The sequence below is a fragment of the Caenispirillum bisanense genome, from assembly GCF_039523075.1.
Classification (GTDB): domain Bacteria; phylum Pseudomonadota; class Alphaproteobacteria; order Rhodospirillales; family Rhodospirillaceae; genus Caenispirillum; species Caenispirillum bisanense.
Genome location: NZ_BAAAEP010000008.1, coordinates 21168 through 46660, shown reverse-complemented (window position 1 = coordinate 46660; position 25493 = coordinate 21168). Strand labels below are relative to the sequence as shown.

Below are 25493 nucleotides of genomic sequence, written 5' to 3'. Positions count from 1 at the left end.
CCGTCAGGCGGCTTCGTCGGTGTAGCCGAGGCGCTGGAACAGCTCCTTCAGCAGGCCGATGGCGGCGTCGGCGATGATGGTGCCGGGCGGGAAGATGGCCGAGGCGCCGGCTTCGAACAGGGCGTCGAAATCCTGCGGCGGGATGACGCCGCCGACCACGATCATGATGTCCTCGCGCCCCAGCTTCTGCAGTTCGGCCCGCAGTTCCGGCACCAGCGTCAGGTGGCCGGCGGCCAGGGAGCTGACGCCGATGACGTGGACGTCGTTTTCCACCGCCTGGCGGGCGGTTTCTTCCGGCGTCTGGAACAGCGGCCCGATGTCGACGTCGAAGCCGAGGTCGGCGAAGGCGGTGGCGATCACCTTCTGGCCGCGGTCGTGCCCGTCCTGGCCCATCTTGGCGATGAGGATGCGCGGACGCCGGCCTTCCCGCTCGGCGAAGCGCTCCACCAGTTCGTGAACCTGCTTCATGGCGCGCGAGTCCTTGCCCACTTCCGAGGAATAGACGCCGGAGATGGCCTTGATGTCCGCCTTGTGACGGCCCCACACCTTTTCCAGCGCCAGGCTGATCTCGCCGACGGTGGCCTTGGCGCGGGCGGCGTTGACCGCCAGTTCCAGCAGGTTGCCCTCGCCGCTTTCGGCACTGCGGGTCAGGGCGTGCAGGTGCTGGTCGACGGCGGTCTGGTCGCGCTCGGCCCGCAGGCGCTTCAGCTTGTCGAGCTGCTGGGCGCGGACCTGGGCGTTCTCCACCTTCAGCACCTCGACGTTCTCGCGCTCGTCCAGGCGGAACTTGTTGACGCCGATGACCGACTGGCGGCCGGCGTCGATGCGGGCCTGGGTGCGGGCGGCGGCTTCCTCGATGCGCATCTTGGGGATGCCGGCCTCGATGGCCTTGGCCATGCCGCCCTGGGCTTCCACTTCCTGGATGTGACCCCAGGCGCGGGCGGCCAGTTCGGCGGTCAGGCGCTCGACGTAATAGCTGCCGCCCCACGGGTCGATGACGCGGGTGGTCTGGGTTTCCTGCTGGATGAACAGCTGGGTGTTGCGGGCGATGCGGGCCGAGAAGTCGGTCGGCAGGGCCAGCGCCTCGTCCAGCGCATTGGTGTGCAGCGACTGGGTGTGGCCCTGGGTGGCGGCCATGGCCTCGATGCAGGTGCGCACCACGTTGTTGAACACGTCCTGCGCCGTCAGTGACCAGCCGGAGGTCTGGCTGTGGGTGCGCAGCGCCAGCGACTTGGTGTTCTTCGGGTCGAAGTCCTTGATGAGCTTGGCCCAGATCATGCGGGCGGCGCGCATCTTGGCGACTTCCATGAAGAAGTTCATGCCGATGGCCCAGAAGAACGACAGCCGCGGCGCGAAGGAATCGATGTCCAGCCCGGCGGCCATGCCGGCGCGGGCGTATTCGACGCCGTCGGCCAGCGTATAGGCCAGCTCCAGGTCGGCGGTGGCGCCGGCTTCCTGCATGTGGTAGCCGGAAATGGAGATGGAGTTGAACTTCGGCATGTTCTTCGAGGTGAACCCGAAGATGTCCGAAATGATCCGCATGGACGGCTTGGGCGGGTAGATGTAGGTGTTGCGGACCATGAACTCCTTCAGAATGTCATTCTGAATGGTGCCGCTGAGGAGTTCCGGTTTGACGCCCTGTTCTTCCGCCGCCACGATGTACAGCGCCATAACCGGCAGCACAGCGCCGTTCATGGTCATGGACACGCTCATCTTGTCGAGCGGGATGCGGTCGAACAGCGTGCGCATGTCATAGATGCTGTCGATCGCCACGCCGGCCATGCCGACGTCGCCGGCCACGCGCGGATGGTCGCTGTCGTAGCCGCGATGGGTGGCAAGGTCGAAGGCCACCGACAGGCCCTTCTGACCGGCCGCCAGGTTGCGGCGGTAGAAGGCGTTGGATTCTTCCGCGGTGGAGAAGCCGGCGTACTGGCGGATCGTCCACGGCTGGTTGACGTACATGGTCGGGTAGGGGCCGCGCAGGAACGGCGGCAGGCCCGGCCAGGTGTTCAGGAAGTCGATGCCGTCCAGGTCGGCGGCGGTGAACAGCGGCTTCACCGGAATCTGTTCCGGCGTCGTCCAGGTCAGCTCGTCCAGGCTCTTGCCCGTCGCCTGCTCGACCTTGGCCCGCCAGTCGGCCACCGAGGCAGTGCCGGCGGCGGCCTTGCCGAGGGCGACCGTGGAGAAATCGGGGATCTTGGCGCTCATCGGTCGATCACTCCCATGAGGGCGAGGGTGGAGCGCAGCGTGTCCAGCGCGTCGCACCCGAGGAAGACGAAGCCGTCAATGCCGGCGGCGGTATAGGCGTCCTTGCGCTCGCCGGGGGCGCCGGCCAGGAACAGCTTGCGGCAGCCGGCGGTCTTCAGGCCGGCGGCGGTCTTTTCCGCCAGCTCGGCGTAGACGTCGTCGCTGGAGCACAGGACGGCGATGGGCGCCCCCGACTCCTTGAACGCCGCCACGCAGGCTTCGGCGCTGTCGTATCCGGCGGTGCCCACCGCTTCGATGCCGCCCGCCTCGAAGAAGTTCTTGGCGTAGGTGGCGCGGGCGGTGTGGACGGCAACCGGGCCGAGGCTGGCCAGGAAGATGCGCGGGCGGGCGCCGGTGGTGACCATGAACTCGTCGGCGGCGTCGCGCAGGTCCTCGTACTCCGCCGCCAGACGGCGCTGCGGCAGGGCCTTGACGACGCTCGCCTCGCCGGCGGCCGCCAGGGCGGCGGCCAGGGCGGCGAGGGTGGCACCGGCGGCCGCGGCCTCGACGGCGGCGGCGGTGACGGCGCCCGAGCCGAGGTCGGACAGCGGCAGGGCGGCGCTGCGGCGGCCGTCACGCACGCGGGCGACGGCGGCGCGGCGCAGGGCGTCCAGGTCCGGCGTCACCACATCCACCGGCTTTTCGTGGATGTTGGGGAATTCCGACACGCCGGTGATGGGGTCCTTGCGGGTCGCCAGCGCCTTGGCGCGGGCGGCATGGGCGGCCTCGATCTTCGCCGGCACGTGGCCGCTTTCCAGGCAGGCGAGCAGGCCGCCGTGCTTCTCGATGTCCTGGAACAGGGTCCAGGCCTCGTCGGCCATCTGGCCGGTCAGCGTCTCCACGTACCAGGAGCCGCCGGCAGGATCGACCACCTTGTCGAGGTTGCTCTCCTCCATCAGCACCAGCTGGGTGTTGCGGGCGATGCGGCGGGCGAAATCGGTCGGCAGGCCGAGCATGGCGTCGAACGGCAGCACGGTCACGCTGTCCGCCCCGCCGACGGCGGCGGCGAAGGTGGTGACGGTGGTGCGCAGCATGTTGACCCACGGATCGCGCTGGCTGACCACGCGCTCGGCGGTGGCGGCGGCCAGCCGCATGCGGGCGGCATCGCCGCTGACGCCGCAGGCCTCCATCACCTGGCCCCACAGCCGGCGGGCGGCGCGCAGCTTGGCGATGGCGAGGAACTGTTCGGTGCCGACGGGCAGCGAGAACACGATCTGCTGCGCCGCCGCCTCGACGCTCATCCCGGCCGCGGTCATGGCCCGCAGGTAGGCGACGGCGGTCGCCATGGCGATGGCGAGGTCCTGGGTCTCGGTGGCGCCGGCCAGGTGGTAGGCGCCGGTGTCGACGGCCACGGCGGTGGCGTTGGGGCAGTTGGCGGCGGTCCAGGCGGCGAGGTCGGCCAGGGCCTTCAGCTGCACCTCGGCACCGCCCGGCAGCTCGCCGGTGGCGGCCAGCCAGCCGAGCGGGTCGGCGTTGAAGGCGGCGCGCACGGCGGCGCGGTCGAGGCCCTTCACCTGCCAGTGGGCGGCCAGCAGGGCGGCGGCCGGCAGGAAGGCGGCGCCGGCCTCCAGGGCGACGGTGGCGAGGTCTTCATAGACGCCGGTCAGGGCGACGTCGAAGTCGGCGGCGGTATAGGCCATCAGCCCGCCGAGGCCGGCCAGGTTGGTGGCGGCGTCGGCATCGTCGCCGCGGCGGGCGGCTTCGTCCAGGCGCAGGGTGACGGACGAGGCGCCGCGCTCCAGGTCGGTCAGCACCGCCTTGTTGACGGCGGCCGGGTCCGGGTGGGTGTGCAGCTGGCGGATGTCCCAGCCGGCGGCGCGGGTGCCGGCGGCGGTGGCGCCGCGGGTGAAGGGCGCGAAGCCCGGCAGGCCCGAGGGATCACCCTCCGCCGCCCAGTCCGCCCCGGTGTAGAGCGGCTGCAGCGTGATGCCCTCATAGGTCTTGGTGAGCATCTTCTTGTCGAAGGGGGCGCCCTTCAGCACCTTCTCGACAGCCGCGAGCCACAAGTCCTTGGTGGCGGGGAAGTCACCCGCCAGGGTGAGAGTGTCGTCGCTCATCCTCGTGTCCGACCGTTCCTGCCTGACGTTGCTCCGTGGCGCGGCCGCGAGCCGGCGCGCCGTCGACGGCGGCGGGAGCCCCCCGAATGGGGCGGGGGCCTCCGCCGAGGATGCAGGCATTCGGGTCCCGTGAGTGTATCAGCCGGGGCCGGGCCTGCGCAAACGACCACATACCCCAAAGCCGCGCAGGGGCAAACCATAAAGAGGGGGACAACGCCGCAAAAACGTGAAATTTTAAGAACTCGGAAGCCCCGCTTGACGCAACATCCGAATGTCCGACAAGGGCGGCCGGAGGAGCCCCCGGCACCCGGTGTCGTCATCGCTGCTGCCGGCCGTCAGCGGCGCCCTTCCGCCCAGGCCTTCAGGGCGGCGGCCATGGCGGCCTCCATGCTGGTGCCCTGGCCCTTGAAGTGGTCGGCGACGGCGCGTTCCACCCGCAGCGACACCACCACCGTTTCATCCGGCTGGATCAGTTCGGCGCCGCGCCAGCTGTCGCCGCCGGTGATGGGGGCGGCCATGGGGTCGCCGGCCACCTCCGCCTCGATGTCGGCATCGCTGCGGCCGGTGAGGGCCTGCAGCCGGTTTCCGTCAGCGCGCAACGCTGTGCGCGACAGCCTGGTGATACGCTTCCCGCTCGCGGCCATGGGCCCTCCGTGCCGAGACGATCCTGCAGAGCCGAGGCGAGCGGACCGTGAAGACGATGGTCAGCTCGACCCCGTGGCTGGCGCCCACGCCGATGAAACGCCGCTCGCCATAGGCCGCCCGGTCGTCCGGCCGGGCCAGCACGGGGCCGTCGAAGATCGTCGCCGCGCTTTCCAGGTCAATGCCATGGGCAGCGGCGTTGGCGCGGCTGCGTCCGGCATCCCACTCGAAGGCGTCGTACATGATGCTCCGTTCACCTCAGGATTGTTTATGCAGAGTCTAGCCGTTGGCAGCGGGAATGAGCAAGGGAATAGCGTCGTTTAGACTTGTGTGGAAGCCCGAATGACTTCATTTACATTCAGTGCGTGCAGGAACATGCAAGAAAAAGTAGCTTCAGGTGGAAGATTTACTTATGGTGCAATCGCCGCCTGTGACAAAGGTTGTCGCGCTGCCATGGACGCGCGGGATAGTTGACGGGGTGCCGCGGCCTCGGGACCGGGGGTGACGGTCCTCCTCCGGGTGGTGCAGGGGCGCGAATTCGTCACATTTTCGCCCAGGAACCGTGTATCGTGCGCGCCATGACCAACGACATACAGACTTCCGCCCAGGTCGACCCGGCTGCCAGCTACGCGGCGCCGGAGGACAGCCCCGGCTTCCTGCTGTGGCTGGTCAGCACCACCTGGCGGCGACAGGTGGAGGCGGCGCTGGCCCCCCTCGGCCTGACCCATCCGCAGTTCGTGACCATGGCCGGCATCGGCTGGCTCGGCCGTGACGGCAGCCCGCTCAGCCAGGCGGCGCTTGGCCGCCATGTGCGGCTGGACCCCAACACCATGTCGCAGATCCTGCGCGGGCTGGAAAAGCGCGGCCTCATCGCCCGCGTCAAGGGCAATGACCCCCGTGCCAAGACCCCGTCGCTGACGCCGGAGGGCGCGCGGCTGGTGGCCGAGGCGGTGCCCCTGGTGCAGGCGGTGGACGCGCGCTTCTTCCGCCCCATGTGCGGCGGCCAGCGGATGATGGAAGCCAGCCTGGAGCGCCTGCTGGAGGTGGCGGAAGGCCGCGACGACCCACCGCCGGAGGCGTAAGGCCGCGACGACCCACCGCCGGAGGCGTAAGGCCGCGACGTCCCGCAGGCGTGAGGCCGCAACCCCCCGTTCTGCCGCAGCGACGCTCCGCAGCGGGTGGGGTGGCGGGCACCGCAGCGTGTGCCGAAGCAAGAAACACCTCCTTCGGCGGTGACCTGGGCCGCCTGTGAGACTATAGTCGGGTTCGGCAAGTACCCGCGCGTGTGGCGCCGCCGGGGACTCCTGCCGTTACTGGCACCCGTGGCGGACGACTGTGATGCAGATTTGCGCTGGCGGCAAGCGGAAAAGCCCGCGTCCCGATCCCGGCCCGATGCGGCCGGCGCTGCGGCCTTGCCCGGCGGAGAGGCGGCCATGATCGCCCTGGCCGGGGTGCCCGACCGCCTGCGCAGCCTGCGCGAATCGCGCAAGGTCAGCCAGAAGGAGATGGCGGCCACCGTGGGCGCCTCGCAGCGGGCCTGGGCCGATTACGAGGGCGGCCGCACCCTGCCGGGGGCCGGCGTGCTGGCGGCGCTGGCGGAGCAGGGGGTGGACCTGCACTGGCTGCTGCTCGGCCAGGGCAGCATGCAGCGCCAGCCCAGCGGCGGACTCGACGAAGACCTGCTGCGACTCTGCCTGGAGCGGGTGGAACAGGCGCTGGCCTCGCGCGCAAGCGCGCTGGAGGCCGGCAAGAAGGCGCTGCTGGTGAAGGAAATCTACATGCTCACCCTGGAGCGCGAGGCTGCCGGCGAGGGCGGGCGGGTGCCGTCGGAGGATCTTGTCGCCCGCTTCGTGCGGCTGGCATCCTGATCGCACCGGCAACGGCCGGCGGGGAACCGGCGGCGGGAGAGGGGCATGGACCGGCAGGCGATCATAGACGACATCCTGCGCCGGGCGCTCGGCAGCAACGACAACGGCGGAACGCCCGCCGCCGGGGCGGCCCCCACCGGGGCGGCTCCGGCGCCGGCCATCACCATCAACCGGCTGATCGTCGTCACCGGCCCGGTCTACATCGGCGCCGGGGCGGAGCCGGCGGCCGCCGCCCTGCCGGCGCGGCGACGGCCGTTCGGGCAGGCGCTGCGCTCGGCGGCGGAGAACCGGCGGCGGCTGACCACGCTGGGTCCGCCGAGGTTCTGATGAGGTGGGGAAGGAGCGAGGATAGCTGCGTCAGGCGCTGGGTGTCGCGGTCGTCACCGGCATTGCCGCCCTCTCCTGACTACTCCTCGCTCTCCTGCGAGGCGACGTAGCGCAGGCCCTGCAGGGCGGTCTTGAAGCGGGCGTCGGTGGAGCCGGCGGCATAGACCATGTAGACCGGGCGGCGGAAGCGGGGGGCGTCTTCCTTGATGTGCAGGCGCCCCTCCGACAGGTGCTGGCGCACCAGGCGCATGGGGAAGTACCCGGCGCCGCCGTTCTCCAGGATGTACTGCAGGCCGAGCGGCCCGTGGCTGACGTAGAGCGGCGGGGTGTTCAGGGTCGGGAAGGCGTTGGAGTGGGAAATGGCGAACTCCGGCCCCCAGTTCACGAACACGTAGTCCGGCGTGAACGGCGCGTTGGTGGTGGTTTCGGTGGAGACCAGCACCAGCTGTTCCTCCATCAGTTCCTCGGTCACCAGGCCGATGCGGTGGCTGGGCGTGTACATGACGCCGATGTCGAGCAGCCCTTCCGCCAGCTGGCGCATCAGTCCGTCGGACAGGCCGACCTCGGCATGGATGGCGACGTCGGGCATGGAGGTGCGCATCCACGGCAGCCACTTCAGCAGCAGCCGGTCCCACAGGGTGAACTGGCCGCCGATGGTGATCATGGTCTGGAAGTTGTCGGGCAGGCCCACTTCCTGCTTCGCCTGGTACCACGCCCGCACCATGGTCTCGGCCGAGCGCTTGAACTGCTGCCCGGCCTGGGTGACCTGCACGCCGGCCTTGGAGCGGATGAACATGGGCCGCCCCAGCAGTTCCTCCAGCGTCTTGATGCGGGTGGAGACGGTGGACTGGGTGACGTTCAGGCGTTCCGCCGCCCGGCCGAAGTTGCCGGTGTCGAGGATGGTGAGGAACGTCCGTGCGAGATCGATGTCCATGGGAACCGGCATCCGAAAACAGGGTCATGGTGCGCCGCCGCATGAACGAGGTGACGCACGTCGCCAATGATCTACCGCAATAAGATCAACTTCATCAAACGATATCTCCCGGAGCCGCAGCCGCAGGCCGTTGCGCAAGTGCGCGGAAAACATGAATCATCTTCAACTTGAATAACAAGCATCGGAAAAATTCGAGAGACAGAAGCATGCTGCGGCGCGGCAGAGGGGTGATCCCGTCCGGCGGGATGCTCAACCGGGGGTGACGCCGTCCGCTTCCGCGCGTTAGTCTGGCGCAACCGAGACCGCCACCACCGGAGCTTCCATGGTCGCCGCCGTCGCCGCCATCGGCGCCCTGCTTCTGTCCGTCGCCATCATGGTCACCGGCAACGGGCTGCAAACCACCCTCATCACCATCCGCGCCAACATCGAAGGCTTCGATGCCGCCCATATCGGCCTGCTGGTGTCGAGCTATTACGCCGGTTTTGCCGTCGGCTGCCTGACCAACCCCTATCTGGTGGCGCGGGTGGGGCATATCCGCACCTTCGCCGCCCTGGCGGCGCTGGCGGCGGCGACGGCGCTCATCTACCCCATGGTGGTGGAGGCGTGGGTGTGGTGGCTGCTGCGGGCGCTGGCCGGCTTCGCCTTCGCCGGGCTTTACACGGTGGTCGAGAGCTGGCTCAACGACCGCGCCAGCAACCGCAATCGCGGCGCCCTGTTCAGCGTCTACCGCGTGGTGGAACTGTCGGCCTCCACCGCCGGCCTGCTGCTGCTCAATGCGGCGGCGCCGGAGGGGTTCGAGCTGTTCAGCATCGCCTCGCTGCTGATCGCCCTGTGCCTGGTGCCGGTGGCGGTGACGCGGGCGGTGGCGCCGGCGCCGGTGGCGGCGGCGCGGCTGCGGCCGGGCCGGCTGTACCGGGCGTCGCCCCTGGGCGTCATCGGCATCTTCATGGTGGCGCTGGCCAATTCCGCCTACTGGGGCCTGACGCCGGTGTTCGTGCAGCGGCTGGGCCATGGCGTCGCCGAGGTGTCGCTGGTGATGGCGGCTCTGCTGGTGGGCGGCGCGGTGGCGCAGTACCCCATCGGCTGGCTGTCCGACCGCTTCGACCGCCGCACCGTGGTCATCGCCGTCGCCGCCCTGGCGGCGGTGGGCGGGGCGGCCATGGCGGCGGTGGCGCAGATGGGGTCGGTGCCGGCGCTGCTGACGGTGGCGGTGCTGTTCGGCGCCCTGACCATGCCGCTCTACGCCCTGCTGATCGCCCACACCAACGACTTCCTGGAGCCCGGCGAGTTCGTCCAGGCCAGCGGCGGGCTGCTGCTGGTCTACGGCATCGGCGCCGTCATCGGCCCCATGCTGGCGTCGTGGGTGATGCAGGACCGGCCGGCGTGGCTGCTGTTCGCTTATACCGCCGCCGTGCATGTGCTGCTGGTGCTGTTCGGCCTGTGGCGCTCCACCCGCCGGCCGCCGCCGCCGCCGGAGGAACAGGGCCGCTTCACCCCGACGCCGCCGCTGACCACGCCGCAGGTGTTCGAGCTTGATCCCCGCGCCGAGGCCGCCGCCCGCGACGACGACGCCGTGGTGCCGCCGGTGGCCGAGGCGCCGCCGGCCGAGGTGGCGGGCGGGCGCGGCGACGACGGGAGCCCCCAGCCGCGGCCATAGCACCTCGCGGAATCGGTGAACCCTTGCGGGGGCACCCTCGTTCGCCTTGCATGAGGGGAGCGCAGGCCGGCAGCGGCCATGCCTCCCGCCAGACAGCAGAGCGAAGGAGGTTTCCATGCGCAAGATGTTGGCCGTGTCCGTCGTCTCCCTGGGTGCCCTCGGGCTGACCGCCTGCGACAATATGAGCCGCAACGAGCAGTACACCGCCGGCGGTGCCGCCGCCGGTGCCGCCGCCGGTGCGCTGCTTGGCGGCAGCGCCGGGTCTGCCGCCCTGGGCGGCCTGGCCGGTGCGGCGGGCGGTTACGCCATCGGCCGCGCCACCGAGGACGACGGCCGCCTGTTCGACTGATCCGGCCGACCGATCACGCCGCCGCCCTGGCGGCGCAGCGCGGGCCGCCTCCGCTCGGGGGCGGCCCGTTCCGCTGTCCGACATCCCGATAATGCGTCAGCGGCTGCCGATTTTCCTGGCCCATGCGATGCGCGCATGGCATGATCCTGTCGTCCTGCACATGATGCAGGACAAAAAGATAAAAAGAATGCGCGGACCTGGGCAATAAACAGAAAACCGGGCCGCATCCCGACAGGGGGGAACATGTCTTGGCCTGCGCCGCAGCGGGCGCCGTGCGATGCCCAGGGTGTCGGACGCGGCGGCCTGTGGTTTGCGACGCATGCCGCCGCCGCGCTGCCAGCGCCGCCGCTGCCGGACTCCCGGCGGGCGGAGCGGGCGCCGCAGCCGTTTTTGCGGCGGCAGCCGGATGCGCCTCTTCCCTGTCCTGACGAGATTGCCGCGGCCTCCCTCACCGGGTGCCGTGGCTGCAGGAGCGTACCGACGGCGTCCGGCCCACGGGCGGCGGCGGGACGCGGAAGGCCGGCTGCACCGGAGGCCCCAAATCTGTCACGGCCGGCCTTCGACATCGAGAGAGCAAGACTCCTTGATCATCTTGTGGGGCGGTTCGCCATAGAACCGCCCCTCTTTTTTCGTAAGGCGTTTCCCCATGGTTTCAGGCAGCGGCGATGGCGGCTAGACTGGCCTGACTGAGTTTCATCCGGCTGACGGTGCGGGAGACGGCGCGTGAAGAAGGTGTTGATCGGGGTCGCGGCGGTGCTGGTCCTGATCGTGGCGGTGGTGCTGGTGGCGCCGTCGTTCATCGACTGGAACCGCTACAAGACCGACCTGGCGGCCTATGTGGAGCAGGCCACCGGCCGCCGGCTGGACATCGCCGGCGACCTGTCGCTGCGCCTGCTGCCGGCGCCCACCCTGGCGGCCCGCGACGTCACCTTCGCCAATGCCCCGGAAGGCTCCGACCAGCCCATGGTGCGGATGGAGGAACTGGCGGTGCGGGTGGCCTTCGGGCCGCTGCTGGGCGGCCGGGTGCAGGTGGAGTCCGTGCGCCTGGTGCGGCCGCAGGTGGTGCTGGAGATCCTGCCCGACGGCCGCGGCAACTGGGTGTTCGACCAGCCGCCGGCCGAGGCTCCGGCCGCCGGCGGACCAATGCCGCCGCCCCCCGGCAGCGAGGCACCGCAGCCCGCTCCCGGCTCCGGGGCGGGCGGCGGTACCGGCGACGGGCTGGCGGTGGCGCTCGACCGGGTGACGATCGAGGACGGCTCGCTGCTGTGGGGCGATGCCGCCGCCGAGGAACTGCACCTCGATGCCATCGACGGCGACATCGCCGCCGGCAGCCTGCAGGGGCCGTTCGAGGGCGATCTTGCCACCACCCTGCGCGGCAGCCGCATCACCGCCGCCCTGCGCACCGGCCGTCTGCCGGCCGGGGAGGGGACGACGCCGCTCACCCTGACCCTCGGCGTGCCCGATGCTGGCGGCTCGGCGGTGCTGCAGGGCCGCATCGGCGGCCTGACCGCCGGCGGCACTCCCGCCTTCGAGGGCACGGTGACGGCCGACAGTCCCTCGCTCGCCCGCACCCTGGCGGCGGTGCAGGGGGTGGAGCCGACGGCGCCGCTCGACCGGCCGTTCCGGCTGGCGGCGACCGTGGCGGCGGGGCCGGAGCGGGTGGCGCTGGACGGCATGACGCTGCGCCTGGGCGAGACCGAAGGCTCCGGCGGCGCCTCGCTGACCCTGGCCGATCCGCCGCGGGTGGACGCGGCGCTGGCCTTCACCCGCATCGACCTGGATGCCCTGCTGCGTGAAGCCCGCGCCCCGGCCGCCACCGACGTGGCGGCGGCGCCTGCCGCCGTCAGCCCCGGTCAGGCGGTGGCGGCCGAACCGCCGCCGGTGACGGTGCCCGGCGCGGCGGCCCCGGCGGTGGCGCAGCAGCCGCTGATCCCCGCCCTGCCGCCGTCCCTCACCGGCAGCGTCGACATCACCGCCGACGTCATCACCTGGCGCGGCGGCGTGGTGCGGGCGGCGGCGGTCAGCGCCTCGCTGGCCAATGGCGAGGTGACGGTCAACCAGGCCGATGCGCTGCTGCCCGGCAGTTCCGAGGTTCACGCCTTCGGCTTCATCGACACCCGCAGCGACCCCGCCCGCCTGGACGGCACGCTGGAGGTGCGGTCGAACAACCTGCGCGGCCTGCTGGACTGGGTGGGGGTGGAGGCCGGCGAGGTGCCGGCGGCCCGCCTGCGCGACTTCGCCATCACCGCCGCCCTGCTGGGCACCGCCGCCGATCTGGCGGTGCCGAGCCTGGAGGGCATGCTTGACACCACCCGCTTCCAGGGTGCCGCCGCCGTGCGGCCGATGCAGGCGCGGCCCACCTTCGGCCTCAGCCTGTCGGTGGATGCGCTGAACGTCGATGCCTACCTGCCGCGCCAGGCCGCCGCTGCCGGTGGCGGCACCGCGCCGACGCCGGCGCCCGGCGGCCAGGCTCCCGCCGCGCCGGCCGGCCAGGGCGGGGGCGGCGGTCAGCCTGCCGGGGCGCCGCCGCTGCTGCAGGATCTGGCCGTTCTCAACACCTTCGACGCCAACATCAAGGCCTCCGCCGGCACCCTGACGTGGCAGGGGCGGGAGGTGCGCGGCGCCCGCCTGGACGTCACGGTGCAGGACGGCAAGGCGACCTTCGGCGAGACGGTGGTGGAAAACCTCGCCGGATCGCGCCTCGGCCTCGGCGGCACCCTCACCGGCTTCGGCGGCGCGCCGCGGTTCGAGGGGCTGACGCTCACCCTCGACAGCCAGGACCCGGCGCCGCTGGCGCGCCTGTTCGACCTCGACCTGCCGGAGGCGGTGGCGCAGGCGGCGCCGCTGGGCCTGTCGGCGACCCTGACCGGCGACCTCACCCGCCTCGGCATCACCACCGCCAGCCGGCTGGCCGGCGGCACGCTGACGGCGGAGGGGGCGGTGGCCGATCCGCTCGGCACCCCGGCGCTCGATCTGACGCTGGCGGTGAACCACGAGAACATGGTGGCGCTGCTGCGCCGCTTCGGTCTGACTTACGAGCCGCAGGGCGGACGCGACATCGGTCCCTTCGCCCTCGCCGGCAAGCTGACCGGCAGCACCGCCGCCTTCACCCTGTCGGACATGACCCTGCGGGCGGGGCCGAGCACCCTGTCCGGCCAGATGGCGGTCGACACCACCGGCGAGGTGCCGGCGGTGGTGGCGCGGCTGCCGGCCGACCGCCTGCCGGTCACCACCTTCCTGCCGGCGGAACGGCGGGCGGCGGTGGACCGGCTGGTGGAGGCCATCGTGCCCGCCGCCTTCGCCGCCGCGCCCGGCCTGCCGGCGGCGCCCGGCGCGGCCGTGGAGCCGGCCCAGGCCGCCGGCGGCGCGCCGCGGTGGTCGTCGGAGCCCATGGACCTTGCGGCCCTGAGCGCCCTGCGCCTGGACCTCGCCCTGACCGCCCGCGACCTCAGCTATGACCGCTGGCGCCTCACCGATGCCGACCTCAGCGCCCGCATCGCCGATGGCGCCCTGACCGTGCCGCAGCTGACCGGCGCCCTGTTCGGCGGCCCGTTCTCGCTGCAGGCGGCGCTGGCCGGCGGCCGCAGCGGCACGCCCGCCCTCGACCTGACGGCGGCGGTGCAGCAGATGGACATCGGCGCCGCCCTGGAGGCGCTGCAGGGCGACCGCGCCGCCCGCGGCCGGCTCGACTTCCGCACGGCGGTGAAGGCCAGCGGCGCCAGCGAGCGGGCGCTGGTCTCCAGCCTCACCGGCGACGGCAGCCTGTCGCTCGCCAAGGTGGACATGCGGCGCGCCGACAGCGGCGGCGGCTCCGCCCTGGCGGCGGTGCTGGCGCCCTTGCGGGCGCTCGACCGGCTGGCCGGGGCGGTGGGCGGCGACAGCTACGGCGTCGACGTGCGGGCCGACTTCGTGGTGGCGGACGGCATCGTCCAGTTCTTCCCGGAACGGCCGCTGACCATCAGTTCCAACCTCTACAACGGCAGCATGGCCGGACGGGCGTCGCTGCCCGACTGGACGGTGGAGGCGGCCGGCGAGGTGCGGCTGGCGCAGAACGCGCTGACGGCGCTGCTCGGCACGCAGGTGCGGCTGCCGGAGGTGATGCCGGTGGCGCTGTCGGGCCCGCTCGACCGGCCCAACGTCAAGGTCGGCACCGGCCGCCAGGGCGACACGGCGGCACCGGCGCGGCCGGAGGACATCCTGCGCGACACCCTGCGGCAGGCCCTTCCCGGCGCCGCCCCGCCGCCCGCCGATGGCGGCGGGACGGAGCAGCCGCAGCAGCAGGACCAGCCGGCCCCGAAGCCGGAAAAGGTGCTGCGCGACACGCTGAAGAACCTGCTGTTGCAGCAGTGAGGTGAGGGGGCGGGGCGGCGGGGGTCAGCCGCCGTCGGCCCCGGCGCGCACCAGCCGCACCAGCTCCGCCAGGTCGTCGTGGGCGAGGCCGCCGGGCACCACGTAGTTGCCGACCAGGAAGGCCGGCGTCCCCCGCAGGCCCATGATGGTGGCCTCGCGCGCCGCACCGGCCAGGATGGTGTCGATCTCGTCCCGCCGGGCGGTCAGGTCGGCATCGGCGCGGGCGAGGTCGAGGCCGGCGGCGGCTGCCGCCTCGCGCACCGATTGCCGCGTCAGCTTGCCGCGCTGGCCCATCAGGGCGGTGTGGACGGCGTCGTAGCGATCCTGCCAGCGGGCCGCCAGGGCCAGTTCGGCGGCATGGACCGAGGCGGCGCCGAGGATCGGCCAGTGCTTGTGGACGAGGCGGATGTTGCCGTCCTCGGTCACCAGCCGCATGACGTCGGGATGCACCTGCCGGCACACCGGGCACTGGTAGTCGAACACCTCCACCAGGGTGACGTCGCCCTGCGGGTTGCCGGTGACGATGCCGCTGTCGCTGGCGGCCACGGTGGCGGGGGTGAGCGGCGGCGTCGACTGCACGATCACCCCTTGCGCCTCCGCCGGGGCGCAGGCGATCCACGTCACCGTTGACACCGCCGCAGCCAGCGACAGGCCGAGGCCGACGACGACGGGCAGGGGGGATCGGTGCGGCATGGGGCTCTCCTGGCGGCGGCCGGCGGGATGACGTGCCGCAGCCTAACGCCCCGCAACCGGCGGGTGCGAGCCCCGACCGGCGTTCTGACGCGAACGTGAACGGATCGCCGGCGGCCTCAGCCGGCGGGCTTCTGCGCCGAGCCGCCCATCAGCAGCAGCCGCACCGCGAGCGCGATGAAGATCACCCCCGACAGCCTGCCGAGCACCACACCGGCCCGCGGCAGGCGGCGCAGCAGGCGGGTGAGGCCGCCGCCGGCCGCCGCCACCGGCAGCAGGGTGACGAAGCTCGACAGCAAGAAGACGGCGCCGAGGAACAGGATCTGCGCCGTCACCGGCGCCGCCGCGGCGGAGCGGTCGACGAACTGCGGCAGGAAGGCGAGGAAGAACAGCCCGACCTTGGGGTTGAGGATGCAGGTGACGAACCCGTCGCGCACCACTGCCGCCGTGCTGCGGCCTCGCTGCGCGCTGGCGGCGACGGCGGTATCGGCCATGGCGGCACCGAGGGGGGAGGGGCCGGTCAGCGCCTTCCACCCCAGCCACAGCAGGTAGAGCCCGCCGGCGATCCGCACCGCATCCAGCGCCCACGGCAGCGCCGCCAGCAGGGCGGTGAGGCCGGCGGCGGCCAGCGCCACATGGCCGACGGCGCCCAGCACGATGCCGCCCGCCGCCGCCAGCCCGCCGCGGAATCCGGCGCGCAGGGCGTTGGCGAGCACGTACATCATGTCCGGGCCCGGCGTCAGGTTGAGGGCCAGGGTGGCGGCGAGGAACAGCGCCAGGGTGGCCGGCGCGACGGGCAACAGGTCCATGGGGCGGCGGCCTTCCCTTGGCGGTGTTTCGGCGGTGGCGGCGGGTGCCGCCCGTCAGTGCGACAGCAGCACCGGCAGGCGGGCGTGTTCCAGCACATGGCGGGTGACGCCGCCGATGATGAGCTGGCGCAGCCGCGAATGGGTGTAGGCGCCCATCACCAGCAGGTCGGCGCCCACCTCTCCCGCCGCCTTCAGCAGGGCGGCGCCGGTGTTGCCGTCGGCCGGCACCTGCCGGGTCTGGCAGATCACCTTGTGCCACGCCAGATGAGTGACCAGATCGGTGGCGCTGGCGCCGCCGTCGTCCTCGTTGGCGATCAGCAGCACCACCTGGCGGGCCTGCACCAGCAGCGCCATGGCGCCGGTGACGGCGCGCGCCGCCTCGGCGCTGCCGTTCCAGGCGATGGCGACGGTGCCGCCGATAGCAGTCGGCGCCTCCGGCGGTGCCACCAGCACCGGGCGGCCGCTTTCCATCAGGGCGGTGTGCAGGGTGACCATGGCCGAAGCCTCGGTCTCGGCATTGCCACGGCCGAGCACCACCAGATCGGCGACCCGGCCCTGGGTGGCGACCACTTCATCCTCGGCGCCGGTCTCGACACGGTACTCGGCGGTCAGCTCGCCGAGGCCCGGCGGCTCCACCGCCACCGGGATGGCATAGCGGCCGCAGAAGTCCTCGAACAGGGCGCGGCAGGCCTCGGCCCGCTGCTTGCCCTCGCGCTCGGCCACCTGCATCATTTCGTCGACCATGGCGCCCGACATGGCCTCGCCGACCAGCGGCACGGCCTGGGCCGGATCGGGGCGCACGTGCAGCACCTGCACATGGCACTGCAGGCCGCGACCGAGCACGAAGGCGGTCTCCATGGGGACCCGGCCGCTCTCGGCATCGGCGACGACGGCGAGGATGTTCTTGATCCCGGGCATGGTACGACCCTCCTGAAGAAACTGCCGGTTCAGGCACAAGCGCCTGTATTTCCTGCGAGTATGCGCCCTTGCGGCGAAGGGTGAAAGGGCCGTTCCACTAAAGACCGCAGGTCCTCCGTCCGGCCGCCAGGGTGTCTTCCTTGGGGCCGCCGGAGTCGATGCGGGTCCAGGTCATGGGGCCGAGATCCCAGGAAAGCTGCTGTTCCAGCACCCCCGGCGTGGCGTCGGAGACGTTGCGCCGGCGGCTGGTGATGCGTTCCGCCGCCACCTCGGGCGGGGCTTCCAGCCACAGGCCGGTGAACGCCACGCCGGCCTCGCGGGCGACGGCGGCGATGGCCTCGCGCTCCTCCGGCCGGGCGAAGACGGCATCGGCGATGACCGACTGGCCGGTCGACAGTATACGCTTCGCCTGATCCATGAGGGCTGCATAGGTCCGCGCCGACATGTCGGCGGTATAGGCCTCGCGCGGCAGCTTGGCATAGGGGTCGATGCCGGCCAGCTGCTTGCGGATCACGTCGGTGCGCAGGGTGACGGCGCCGGGGCTGCGGCCGACGAAGGGCGCCAGTTCCCGCCCCATGCGGCTCTTGCCGGAGCCGGACAGCCCGCCCACCGCCACCAGCCGCGCCGGCTGCGGCGCCAGATAGTCCTCCGCCCGGGCGAACAGCCGCAGCGCCTCCGCCCGCATGGCCTGCCGGCGGCTGTCGTCCTGCTGGTGGGCGGCAGCGGCGGCGGCCACATGGCTGCGGATGGCGGCGCGCATGGCGAGGTAGAGCGGCAGCAGCGCCAGCCCTTCCACCTCCGGCCGGCGCTCGCGGTAGGTGTTGAGGACGATGTTGGCGAACCGGCGCAGATCGCGGTCCTCCAGGTCCATGAGCAGGAAGGCGAGGTCGTAAAGGGTGTCGATGACGGCGAAATCGTCGTTGAACTCGATGGCGTCGAACAGGATCGGGTGGCCGTCGTACAGGGCGATGTTGCGCAGGTGCAGGTCGCCATGGCAGCGCCGCACGCAGCCGGCGGCGCGGCGCGCGTCCATCAGCGCCGCCAGCGACTCGCCAAGCGCCAGACTGCGGTCGGTAAGCGCCTCCACCGCCGCCGGGTCGAACACCGCCGGGGCATTGGCGAGGAAGCTGAGGCGGTTGCCGCGGATGGTGGCGAGGATGGCGGCGGACCCGCCCAGGCGGTCGTCGGGCTCGCCGCCGTCGTGGTAGGCGGCGACCGCTTCCGCCAGGTCCATCATCACCCGGCGGTCGAGCTTGCCGGCCCCGGCCAGACGGTCGAACAGGGTCTCCTGCCCGAACCGGCGCATGACGACGACGTAGTCGACCGCCTCCCCCTCGCCGCCGAGCGACAGCTGCCCGTCACTGCCGCGGGTGACGGCCAGCACGCCCTGGTAAACGCCGGGGGCGCCGCGGGCATTGACGCGGGCCTCGGCTTCGCAGGCGGTCTTGCGGGCGGCGAGCGGCGCGAAGTCGAGGAAGGGCAGGGTGACCGCCTTCTTCAGCTTCAGCGCCCGGTCGCCGGCCAGGAAGACGGTGGAGATGTGGGTGTCTATGCGCTCCGGCCGCTCGCCGCCGTGGGTGGCGGGATCGGCCAGCAGCGCGACAACCGCGGCCTGGGCATCAGGGGCTTGCGACACGGCACGATCTCCGGCGTTGACGGCAGCGACGCGGCGGAGGGTAGCGCGGATGCGGCGGCGGGGGAAGGTTCAGGGGCGCCACCCCGGCCGCCGGGCCCTCCGATCCTGGGGGGCGGCGGCCGGGCCGGGATCGTCAGGTCGCCAGCGCGGGGAGGGACTTGGCGACCTTGTCGGCCTTGGTCAGCGTCTTCTGGAAGCCGGCCTCGGAGCGGGCGAGGTCGCCCAGGCAGCCGTTCACTTCCTTCAGCTGGGCCACCAGCTTGGGGTTCTCCAGCACCGCCGGCGGCAGGCCGTCGCGGGTGCGGGTGATTTCCTGGATGACGGCGCGCACTTCCTTCAGGCCCTGGCCGGCCTGCTCGGTGGCACGGCGGACATAGTTTTCCGCCGCCTTCAGCGCCTTGGCGCGGGCGGTGGGGTCGTCGGTCTCGCTGGCGGTCATGGCTTCCTGGCCGGCGCGGTCGGCAAGGCCGCCGGCCTCGCGGTCGATGGCGTCGTAGTAGTCCGACATGCTGGCCGCCCGCTTGGCCAGCTTCTCGCAACTGGCGGCATAGATCGCCTCGGAGTTCTGGGCACCCTTGACGGCAGCCACGGCGGCGGCCAGGGCGTCTTCCACCGACTTGCGCTCGCCGGCGGCTTCGGACACCAGATCGTCCAGCTTCATGACGAAGGCGTCGGTGTTGTCGAGGATGGTCTGGTGCGGGTGGCGGCCCTTGGGAATCTCCAGCTTGGCGATGGCCGCCTTGCCGGCGGTGAACACCGAGGCGGCCTTGGCGCGGGCGGCGATGATCTTCTTTTCCGAGCCCTGGGCGGCCTTCACCGCATCCTGCACCACCTTGCCCTCGGCCTTGGCGGTCTTGGAGTCACCGCGCCCCTGGGCCTCGATCACCGCCCGCAGGCGGGCGTCGGCGATGTCGGAGGTGCGGTTCAGCGTGCGCAACTCCCCCTGGGCGGCCTTGAACACCTTGTCGACTTCCGCCAGGGTCTTCTCGGCGAGGGTCTTGGCGGCGGCGACATCGGCCCCGCGCAGATCCTCCGCCCGCGCATTGGCGGCGACTCCGGCCTCGCGGACGATGGCGTCCAGCTTGTCGCCGAGCTTCTTCACTTCCTTGGCGTAAAGGGCGTCGGTTTCCGCCTTGGCGGCCTTCTCCAAGGTGGAATGGTAGGCGGAGGCGGCCTTGCCCACCGCCACCAGGGCGGCGTCCAGCGCCTTCTTGTCGCCCTTGTCGAGCGCCTTGTCATACGCCTTGAAGGCGTCCTCCACCCCCGACTTGTGGAAGAACCCCAGGAACTTGGCCGAGGGCTTCTTCTTGTTGGTGGCGGCCTCAAAGGCCTTCTTGGCCTGCTTCCAGTCTGCTTCGAAGCTCATGGTTCCCTCCTGAGGTGCGGGCGGGCGGCGAGGGGCTCGCCGGCCGGCGGTAAGGCCCGGCACCCGGGATGGTACATCCCATGATCTTTCGAGGGAACGATTACCGTAAGTATTAACGGCTCATGACGAAGTCTCGCGGCAATCATCCCGCAGCCATACGTAAATGGCGGGGATCACCAGCAGGGTCAGGGCCGTCGAACTGGCAAGGCCGAACACCAGGCTGATCGCCAGCCCCTGGAAGATGGGGTCGGCCAGGATGAAGGCGGCGCCGATCATGGCCGCCACGGCGGTCAGGAAGATCGGCTTGAAGCGGATGGCGCCGGCCTCCAGCAGCACCTCGCGCAGGGGCAGGTCGCCGCGGGCCTGCAGGTGGCGGATGAAGTCCACCAGCAGGATGGAGTTGCGCACGATGATGCCGGCGAGCGCGATGAAGCCGATCATCGAGGTCGCCGTGAACGGCGCCGAGAACAGCCAGTGGCCGAGCACGATGCCGATCAGCGTCAGCGGCACCGGCACCAGGATCACCAGCGGCAGCTTGAAGCTGCCGAACTGCCCCACCACCAGCAGGTAGATGCCGAGGATGGCAACGGCGAAGGCCGCGCCCATGTCGCGGAAGGTGACGTAGGTGATTTCCCACTCGCCGTCCCACAGCATGGTGACGTGGCGCTCGCTCTGCGGCTGGCCGTGGTAGCCGATGACCGGGGCGCCGCCGAGGTCGCTCCAGTCCATGGCGGCGATGCGCTCCTCCACCGCGAACATGCCGTAGATGGGGGCTTCGAAGTCGCCCGCCAGGTCGGCCATGATCATCTCGGCATAGTGGCCGTCGCGGCGGAAGATGACGTGGCTGGCCGGTTCGCGGGTCAGGGTCACCACGTCGCCCAGTTCCACGATGCCGGTACGGCCGGGCACCGGGGTGCTGAGCAGGCGCTCGCCGGGGGTGAGGCCGGCGTTGGGCAGGCGGACGCTGATCTCGATGGGGTTCTGGCCGTGGCCGCGGTGGGAATAGCCCACCGGCACGCCGCCCATCAGCGCGGCGATGGTGTCGTAGACCGCTTCTTCCTCGACGCCGTGATACTCCAGCGCCTGCTGGTTGATGGCGATGCGCAGCCGTTCCGCCGGGGTGCCGTAGCTGTCGTCGACATCGACCACGAAGGGCACGTCGCGGAAGGCCTGCTTGATGCGCTCCGCCGCCGCCCGCCGCACTTCCGGCGTCGGGCCGTAGACTTCCGCCAGCAGGGTCGCCATCACCGGCGGGCCGGGGGGCACTTCCACCACCTTGAGGCTGGTGCCGGCCGGCACCGGCAGGTCGGCGAGGCGGCGGCGGACCTCCAGCGCGATGTCGTGGCTGGAGCGGTCGCGGGCGTCCTTGGCGGCCAGGTTGACCTGCAGGTCGCCCAGTTCCGGGCTTTCGCGCAGGTAGTAGTGGCGCACCAGGCCGTTGAAGTTGAACGGCGCGGCGGTGCCGGCATAGGCCTGCATGTCGCGCAGTTCCGGCAGGTCGGCCAGCGCCCGCGCGGCGGCCATCAGCACCCGCTCGGTATCCTCCACCGTGGAGCCTTCCGGCAGGTCGACCACCACCTGCAGCTCCGACTTATTGTCGAAGGGCAGCAGCTTGACGGTCACGTCCTTGGTGTAGAACAGCAGGCAGACGGCCACCGTCGCCGCCCCGACGGCCAGCAGGAACACCTTCGACCGCCGCCGCCCGACCAGCAGCGGTGCGGCGATGCGGCGGTAGAAGCGGCCCATGGCGCTGTCGGAGCCTTCATGCCCGTGCGCCTCGGCGATCTGCGCCGCCCGGCCGCCGGCCAGCTTCAGCAGCAGCCAGGGGGTGATGATGACGGCGACGAAGAACGAGAACACCATGGCCGCCGAGGCATTGGCGGGAATGGGGCTCATGTATGGCCCCATGAGGCCGGAGACGAACATCATCGGCAGCAGGGCGGCGACGATGGTCAGGGTGGCGATGATGGTCGGGTTGCCCACCTCCGCCACGCCCTCGATGGACTTGCGCAGGATGGAGCGGCCGTCCTTCATCTGCCAGTGGCGGACGATGTTCTCCACCACCACGATGGCGTCGTCGACCAGGATGCCGATGGAGAAGATGAGCGCGAACAGGCTGACGCGGTTGATGGTGTAGCCCATCAGCCAGCTGGCGAATAGGGTGAGCAGGATGGTGGTGGGGATCACCACCGCCACCACTACGCCTTCCCGCCAGCCGATGGCGACGGTGATGAGGACGACGATGGACACCGTGGCAAGGCCCAAGTGGAACAGCAGTTCGTCGGCCTTTTCCAGCGCCGTGGCGCCGTAGTTGCGGGTGACCTCGACGGCGATGCCGGCGGGGATGAGGTCGCCCTTCAGCCCCTCCAGCCGCGTCAGCACCGCGTCGGCCACCGTCACTGCGTTGGCGCCGGACCGCTTGGCCAGCGCGATGGAGACGGCCGGCCGGGCGGAAACCTCGGCCGCCGTGCCGTTGCCGCCCGCCTGGACCTGCCACACGCGGGCATCGCCGGGGGCGGCGCCGACCACCACCTCGGCCACGTCCTGCAGGTAGACCGGGCGGCCGTCCTGGGTGGTGACCAACAGCTGGCCGATGTCGGGCACCCCCTGCAGGGTCTGCCCCGCCACCACCGGCAGCGACAGGCCGCCGTCGCGCACCCGGCCGACGGTGAAGGAGCGGTTGGCGTTCTCCACCTTGTCGACCACGTCCTTCAGGGTGACGCCGTAGAGCGCCAGTTTCTCCGGGTCGGGCTCGACGCGGATCTGGTCGGCGCGGCCGCCGGCAATGAAGGTGAGGCCGACATTGTCCACCTTCATCAGTTCGGGCAGCAGGGTGTCGGCGATGTTGAACAGGGCGTTGTCGTCCCACCGCGCCGCCTGCGGGCCGTCCTCGGCGAACAGGGTGAGGACGACGATGGGCACGTCGTTGATGCCGCGCCCGACGATTAGCGGCTCGGGGATGCCGATGGGGATGCGGGCGATGTTGGCGCGGATGGTTTCATGCACCCGCAGGATGGCGGCGTCCTCGCTGGTGCCGACGTCGAAGCGGGCGGTGACGGTGACGTGGTCGTCCACGGTCTGGGAATAGACGTGCTCCACATCGTCGATGCCCTTGACGATGTCCTCCAGCGGCTTGGTCACCAGTTCGGCGGCATCGACGGCGCGCAGGCCGTTGGCGGTGACCATGATGTCGACCATGGGCACGCTGATCTGCGGCTCTTCCTCGCGCGGCAGCTGGATCAGCGCCACCAGCCCGACCACCAGCGAGGCCAGCAGCAGGAGCGGCGTCAGCGGCGAGCGGATGAAGGCCTGGGTGATGTGCCCCGAAATGCCGAGCTTCATCGGGCCGCCTCCGGCGCCGAGGCCGAGGCCGAGGCGGCCGGCGGCAGCAGCACGTCGCCGGGGCGCAGGCCGGAGAGCACCTCGCGGCCGCCGGCGGCGGGCTGGCCGGGCTGCACCACCACCTCGGTCCCGTCGGCCAGGGTGGCGAAGGTGAGGCCCCAGCGGCGGGTCAGGTAGTCGTCCGGCACCACGATGGCGCTGCGGGTGCCGGTCGCCACATGCACCAGCGCCCGCTCGCCGACGAAGAAGTCGCCGAGCCCGTCCACCTGCACGTCGGCCACCACCCGGCCGTTGGTCAGGCGCGGGTAGACCTGCACGATCTCGCCGTCGCGGGCGGTGCCGGTGGCGTTCTCCGCCAGGCCGCGCGGGCCGACCAGCACCCGGTCGCCGCGGGCCAGGAAGCGGGCGTGGCGTTCCGGCAGTTCCAGGCGCAGGACGTAGCTGTCGGCGGCGATCACCGCCACCGTCTCGCCGGGCAGGACGACGCTGCCGTTCTGCACCGGCACGTCCAGCACCCGCCCCGGCGCCGGGGCCAGCACGGCGCCCTGACCGGCCTGCTCGGCAATGACCGAGCGTTCGGCGCGCACGGAGTCGACGGTGCGTTCCAGCACCTGCATCTCGGTGCGGGCCTCGTCCAGCCGCGTCTGGGCGATGACGCCCTGGCGGCGCAGTTCGGTGGCGCGGCTGAACTCGGTGCGGGCCTGGGCGAGCTGGGCCTGCAGGCTGGCGATGCGGGCATCCAGCGCCTGCATCTGCAGCGCCAGCTTGACGTCGCCCACCACCGCCAGCACCTGGCCGGCCTCCACCATGTCGCCCTCGTCGACGATCAGGTCGGCGACGGTGCCGCCGATGCGGGCGCGGGCGGCCAGTTCCTTGATGCTCTCGACGGTGGCGAAGACGGCCTTGCGATCCTGGATCTGCACCGGCTCGACGGTCAGGCCGGAGGCGGCAGCCGCCGGAGCGGGGGGAACGGCGACGGCCGCAGTGCCGAACGCCGCCGCCACGACGGCAGCGGCCAGCAGGGGGCGGAAGGTCATGAACAGAGTCCCTTCTGGTCGGAGGGCGCGGCACGCACGCCCGGCAGGGGCGGGCGCCGCATGATCTGTTGACCAATATATTCGTCATAGCTAAATTAGCAAGTATGGATACGACAGCATTCCCCGCCAACGCCAAGGCTGCCGCCGCCCTTCTGCGGGCGCTCGGCAACGACCGGCGGCTGCTGATCCTGTGCGAACTGTCCGCCGGCGAGAAGACGGTGGGCGCGCTGGAGGCCGCCGTCGGCCTCAGCCAGTCGGCGCTGTCGCAGCATCTGGCGCGGCTGCGCCACGACGGGCTGGTGGCCACCCGGCGGGAGGCCCAGCACATCTTCTACCGCGTCGCCAGCCCGGCGGCGTTGCAGGTGATCGAAACCCTGGCCGGCCTGTACTGCCGGCCGCCCGCATCCTCAGGGAGGTAACGTGATGTCCATTGATCGTGTGGTTCTTGCCTTCGCCGGCACCGTGGTGCTGCTGACCGTCGCCGCCGCCCTGTTCGCCGGCATCACCTGGGCGCTGTGGATCACCGGCTTCGTCGGCCTGAACATGCTGCAGGCGGCCTTCACCGGCTTCTGCCCGCTCGCCATCGTGCTGAAGAAGCTGGGCGTGAAGCCGGGCGAGGCGTTCAGCTGAACAGGTCGGGCGGCGCGGGCGGGGCGGCAGGGGCGGCAGGGGCATCCTCCGCCGCCGCGATGGTGCCGGCCCACGGCCGCAGCAGGTCGGCCACCGCCTCGAACGGCAGGTCGGAGATCCAGGCGTCCTCCGCCTCGCGCGGCAGGATGACCGGCATGCGGTCGTGAATCCCGGCGATGGACGGCGCCGGGGCGCAGGTGATGATGGCGAAGTAGTCCCCGTCCACCAGCCCCGCGAAGCTGAACAGGGCGGTGCCGTCGCCGTCGCCGTTGCCACTGCCGGGGATGATGGTGTTGCGGTGGCGCGCCTTGCCGTCCTTGCGCCATTCATAATACGCCGTCGCCGGCACCAGCACGCGGCTGCCCAGCAGGCGGCGGAAGGTGGGCTTCTCGGTCAGCGTCTCGGCGCGGGCGTTGAGGAGCGGCTTGCCGTCGCGCGGCGAGGGGATGCCGAAATGCTTGCGCAGCAGCACCCCCTTGCGCCCCTTCACCGGGGCCGGGTCGGTCGGCCGGATCTCGGGAATCGGCAGCGGTGCGCGCGGCGGCGCGGTCAGGCCGTAGCGGTTCACCAGGTCGATCGGCGCGCAGGTCAGGGAGTAACGCGAACACATTGCGGCTGCTTGTCTTTCCTCTGT

The 25493-nt window shown here is 71.5% G+C and carries 21 protein-coding genes; 8 read left to right on the top strand and 13 right to left on the bottom strand.

Translation table 11 applies throughout. From position 1 onward, the window contains the following. Window positions 1–3 precede the first annotated feature (3 nt). The 4 genes from scpA to ABD056_RS05890 form a co-directional block, all read right to left on the bottom strand. Window positions 4–2208 carry a methylmalonyl-CoA mutase gene (scpA, locus tag ABD056_RS05905; RefSeq protein WP_343865328.1) on the bottom strand — a complete coding sequence of 735 codons (2205 nt, stop codon included), beginning with the start codon at window positions 2206–2208 and terminating at the stop codon, window positions 4–6. Then, complete coding sequence (locus ABD056_RS05900) at window positions 2205–4304, bottom strand: methylmalonyl-CoA mutase family protein (RefSeq protein ID WP_343865326.1); 2100 nt, start codon at window positions 4302–4304, stop codon at window positions 2205–2207. Before ABD056_RS05900 ends, scpA begins: the two co-directional genes overlap by 4 nt. 335 nt (window positions 4305–4639) lie before the next feature. Further along, entirely contained in the window at window positions 4640–4903 is a 264-nt protein-coding gene (locus tag ABD056_RS05895; protein WP_343865324.1) for a hypothetical protein, read from the bottom strand. Beyond that, a complete protein-coding gene (locus tag ABD056_RS05890; protein ID WP_343865322.1) occupies window positions 4893–5189 on the bottom strand; it encodes a BrnT family toxin in 297 nt (98 codons plus the stop codon). The genes ABD056_RS05895 and ABD056_RS05890 overlap by 11 nt, the downstream gene beginning before the upstream one ends. A 335-nt stretch (window positions 5190–5524) precedes the next feature. Here ABD056_RS05890 and ABD056_RS05885 point away from each other — a divergent pair, with 335 nt between their 5' ends. From ABD056_RS05885 to ABD056_RS05875, 3 genes are all read left to right on the top strand, one after another. After that, window positions 5525–6028, top strand: a complete 504-nt coding sequence (locus tag ABD056_RS05885) for a MarR family winged helix-turn-helix transcriptional regulator (protein WP_343865416.1) — start codon at window positions 5525–5527, stop codon at window positions 6026–6028. Between the two features lie 351 nt (window positions 6029–6379). Then, entirely contained in the window at window positions 6380–6814 is a 435-nt protein-coding gene (locus tag ABD056_RS05880; RefSeq protein WP_343865320.1) for a helix-turn-helix domain-containing protein, read from the top strand. Window positions 6815–6859: 45 nt separating this feature from the next. Continuing rightward, window positions 6860–7141 (top strand): hypothetical protein, encoded by a 282-nt coding sequence (locus tag ABD056_RS05875; protein WP_343865318.1) that lies wholly within the window; start codon window positions 6860–6862, stop codon window positions 7139–7141. A 79-nt stretch (window positions 7142–7220) separates the two neighbouring features. Here ABD056_RS05875 and ABD056_RS05870 read toward each other — a convergent pair whose 3' ends face one another. Next, complete coding sequence (locus ABD056_RS05870) at window positions 7221–8075, bottom strand: LysR family transcriptional regulator (RefSeq protein ID WP_343865316.1); 855 nt, start codon at window positions 8073–8075, stop codon at window positions 7221–7223. Window positions 8076–8397: 322 nt separating this feature from the next. Here ABD056_RS05870 and ABD056_RS05865 point away from each other — a divergent pair, with 322 nt between their 5' ends. From ABD056_RS05865 to ABD056_RS05855, 3 genes are all read left to right on the top strand, one after another. Further along, the gene (locus ABD056_RS05865; RefSeq protein WP_343865314.1) at window positions 8398–9732 is read left to right on the top strand and encodes an MFS transporter; all 1335 of its coding nucleotides are present in this window, start codon (window positions 8398–8400) and stop codon (window positions 9730–9732) included. 115 nt (window positions 9733–9847) lie between these two features. Next, complete coding sequence (locus ABD056_RS05860; RefSeq protein ID WP_343865312.1) at window positions 9848–10081, top strand: hypothetical protein; 234 nt, start codon at window positions 9848–9850, stop codon at window positions 10079–10081. Between the two features lie 723 nt (window positions 10082–10804). After that, the gene (locus ABD056_RS05855; RefSeq protein WP_343865310.1) at window positions 10805–14431 is read left to right on the top strand and encodes an AsmA family protein; all 3627 of its coding nucleotides are present in this window, start codon (window positions 10805–10807) and stop codon (window positions 14429–14431) included. Between the two features lie 24 nt (window positions 14432–14455). Here the strand turns inward: ABD056_RS05855 and ABD056_RS05850 are convergent, their stop codons facing one another. The 7 genes from ABD056_RS05850 to ABD056_RS05820 all read right to left on the bottom strand — a co-directional run bounded on the left by ABD056_RS05850 (window position 14456) and on the right by ABD056_RS05820 (window position 24229). Next, entirely contained in the window at window positions 14456–15124 is a 669-nt protein-coding gene (locus ABD056_RS05850) for a DsbA family protein (protein ID WP_343865309.1), read from the bottom strand. Between the two features lie 116 nt (window positions 15125–15240). Next, window positions 15241–15930: a LysE family translocator gene (locus ABD056_RS05845; protein ID WP_343865308.1), complete on the bottom strand. Its 690-nt coding sequence runs from the start codon at window positions 15928–15930 to the stop codon at window positions 15241–15243. A gap of 54 nt (window positions 15931–15984) precedes the next feature. Then, window positions 15985–16848: a universal stress protein gene (locus tag ABD056_RS05840; RefSeq protein ID WP_343865306.1), complete on the bottom strand. Its 864-nt coding sequence runs from the start codon at window positions 16846–16848 to the stop codon at window positions 15985–15987. A gap of 97 nt (window positions 16849–16945) precedes the next feature. Next, complete coding sequence (locus tag ABD056_RS05835; protein ID WP_343865305.1) at window positions 16946–18484, bottom strand: bifunctional aminoglycoside phosphotransferase/ATP-binding protein; 1539 nt, start codon at window positions 18482–18484, stop codon at window positions 16946–16948. A gap of 133 nt (window positions 18485–18617) precedes the next feature. Further along, complete coding sequence (locus tag ABD056_RS05830; protein WP_343865304.1) at window positions 18618–19850, bottom strand: hypothetical protein; 1233 nt, start codon at window positions 19848–19850, stop codon at window positions 18618–18620. A 120-nt stretch (window positions 19851–19970) separates the two neighbouring features. Next, entirely contained in the window at window positions 19971–23192 is a 3222-nt protein-coding gene (locus tag ABD056_RS05825; protein WP_343865302.1) for an efflux RND transporter permease subunit, read from the bottom strand. Continuing rightward, window positions 23189–24229, bottom strand: a complete 1041-nt coding sequence (locus ABD056_RS05820) for an efflux RND transporter periplasmic adaptor subunit (RefSeq protein WP_343865300.1) — start codon at window positions 24227–24229, stop codon at window positions 23189–23191. Before ABD056_RS05820 ends, ABD056_RS05825 begins: the two co-directional genes overlap by 4 nt. Window positions 24230–24333: 104 nt before the next feature. Here ABD056_RS05820 and ABD056_RS05815 point away from each other — a divergent pair, with 104 nt between their 5' ends. Together ABD056_RS05815 and ABD056_RS05810 are read left to right on the top strand one after the other, a co-directional pair. Continuing rightward, complete coding sequence (locus ABD056_RS05815; RefSeq protein ID WP_343865299.1) at window positions 24334–24648, top strand: ArsR/SmtB family transcription factor; 315 nt, start codon at window positions 24334–24336, stop codon at window positions 24646–24648. 4 nt (window positions 24649–24652) lie between these two features. Then, entirely contained in the window at window positions 24653–24859 is a 207-nt protein-coding gene (locus ABD056_RS05810) for a YgaP family membrane protein (protein ID WP_343865297.1), read from the top strand. Here ABD056_RS05810 and ABD056_RS05805 read toward each other — a convergent pair. Then, complete coding sequence (locus tag ABD056_RS05805; RefSeq protein WP_343865295.1) at window positions 24852–25469, bottom strand: SOS response-associated peptidase; 618 nt, start codon at window positions 25467–25469, stop codon at window positions 24852–24854. The genes ABD056_RS05810 and ABD056_RS05805 overlap by 8 nt on opposite strands. Window positions 25470–25493 lie beyond the last annotated feature (24 nt).